A 2091-nucleotide genomic window follows, 5' to 3' on the forward strand; every position below is an offset into this window, starting at 1 on the left:
AGGGCCTGCTGCCGGATGAAGCGCCACTGAACGCCGGGGCGACCTTGTGCGTGGAGCCCGGCTGGCAGTTGATCGCTCAGGCCGACGTGGTGCTGGCGGTGGGCACCGAAATGGCCGACACCGACTACTGGCGCGAGCGCCTGCCGCTGAACGGCGAGCTGCTGCGGTTGGATATCGACCCGCGCAAGTTCAATGACTTCTACCCGTGTTCGGTGGCCTTGCACGGCGATGCCCGGGCCACCCTGGACGCCTTGCTCCAGGCCTTGCCACCCACACCGGCCGAAGCGGGGGCGGCGATTCATGCGGTGGCCGATCTGCGCCAGGCGCTGCAGAACGGGCAGGGGCCCTTGCAGCAGATTCACCGCTCGATCCTGCAACGCATTGCCGCCGAGCTGCCGGAGCACGGCTTTATCGCCAGCGACATGACCCAGCTGGCCTACAGCGGCAACTACCTGTACCCGACCCGGGCCACCCGCAGCTGGCTGCACCCCACCGGCTACGGCACCCTCGGCTACGGCTTGCCGGCGGGCATCGGCGCCAAGCTCGGAGCCCCCGAGCGTCCCGGGCTGGTACTGGTGGGCGATGGTGGTTTTCTCTACACCGTGCAGGAGTTGGCCACGGCGGTGGAGGAACTGCGCAGCCCGCTGGTGGTGCTGCTGTGGAACAACGATGCCCTGGGGCAGATCCGCGATGACATGCTGGACCTGAACATCGAGCCCATTGGCGTGCTGCCGCGCAATCCGGATTTTGCCGCCCTGGCCCGGGCCTTTGGTTGCAGCGTCAGCCAGCCCGCCAGCCTCGATGAGTTGCAACAGGAACTGCGCGAGGGCTTTGCCCGCAATGGCGTGACCCTGATCGAACTCAAGCACGCCTGCGCGCGCTGACCATCCCTTTTTCCTGGAGCTTGTGCATGCGCTTTTCTCGACTGACCCAACGTATTGCCGGAGACGGCGCCGCCGCCTGGGACATTCATTACCGGGCCCTGGCCAAGCGCGAACGTGGCGAGCAGGTCTGGTTGCTGTCGGTGGGCGACCCGGATTTCGACACCCCGCAACCCATAGTCCAGGCGGCCATCGACAGCCTGCAGGCCGGCCACACCCATTACGCCGATGTGCGCGGCAAGCGCGCCTTGCGCGAGGCCATCGCCCGCCGCCATCAGCAGCGCAGCGGGCAAGTGGTGGATGCCGAGCAGGTGGTGGTGCTGGCCGGTGCCCAGTGCGCCCTGTACAGCGTGGCCCAGTGCCTGCTGGACCCGGGGGACGAAGTGATAGTGGCCGAGCCGATGTACGTCACCTATGAAGCAGTGTTCGGTGCCTGCAACGCCCGGGTGGTGCCGCTGCCGGTGCGGGCCGAAGACGGCTTTCGGGTGCAGCCCGAGGCGGTGGCCGCGCGCATCACCGGCAAGACCCGGGCCCTGGTGCTCAACAGCCCGCACAACCCCACGGGCGCCAGTATCCCCCGGGCCACCTGGGAAGCCCTGGCGGCGCTGTGCATCGAACATGACCTGTGGCTGATCTGCGACGAGGTCTACAGCGAACTGCTGTACGAGGGCGAGCATGTCAGCCCGGCCAGCCTGCCGGGCATGGCCGAGCGCACCGCGACCCTCAACAGCCTGTCCAAGTCCCATGCCATGACCGGCTGGCGCCTGGGCTGGGTAGTGGCGCCGACGGCCCTGGCCGCGCACCTGGAAAACCTCGCCCTGTGCATGCTCTACGGCTCACCGGAATTCATCCAGGACGCCGCCGTGGTGGCCCTGGAACAGCCCTTGCCGCAGCTGCAAGAGATGGCCCAGGCCTATCGCCAGCGCCGGGACCTGGTGTGCGACTGCCTGGCCGATTGCCCCGGTGCCCGGCCGTTGAAACCCGATGGCGGCATGTTCGTCATGGTCGATATCCGCGCCACCGGGCTCAGCGCCCAGGCCTTCAGCGAGCGCCTGCTGGATGAGCAGGGCGTCTCGGTGCTGGCTGGCGAAGCCTTCGGCCCCAGCGCCGCCGGGCATATCCGCCTGGGGCTGGTGCTGCAAGCGGATGACCTGCGCGAAGCCTGCCGGCGCATCGCCTTGTGCGCCCGGCAGTGCCTGGCCGAACGCGA

General features: G+C 68.4%; 2 protein-coding genes. Both read left to right on the plus strand.

Going from position 1 to position 2091, the window contains the following annotated elements; genetic code table 11:
- On the plus strand, positions 1 to 884 hold an 884-nt coding region (locus tag F6S12_RS31330), incomplete at its 5' end, for a thiamine pyrophosphate-dependent enzyme (RefSeq protein WP_315869816.1).
- A gap of 26 nt (positions 885 to 910) precedes the next feature.
- A partial coding sequence (locus F6S12_RS31335) for a pyridoxal phosphate-dependent aminotransferase (protein WP_315869817.1) occupies positions 911 to 2091 on the plus strand: 1181 nt, incomplete at its 3' end.

The organism is Pseudomonas sp. JV245A (genome assembly GCF_032424515.1).
GTDB classification, from domain to species: domain Bacteria; phylum Pseudomonadota; class Gammaproteobacteria; order Pseudomonadales; family Pseudomonadaceae; genus Aquipseudomonas; species Aquipseudomonas protegens.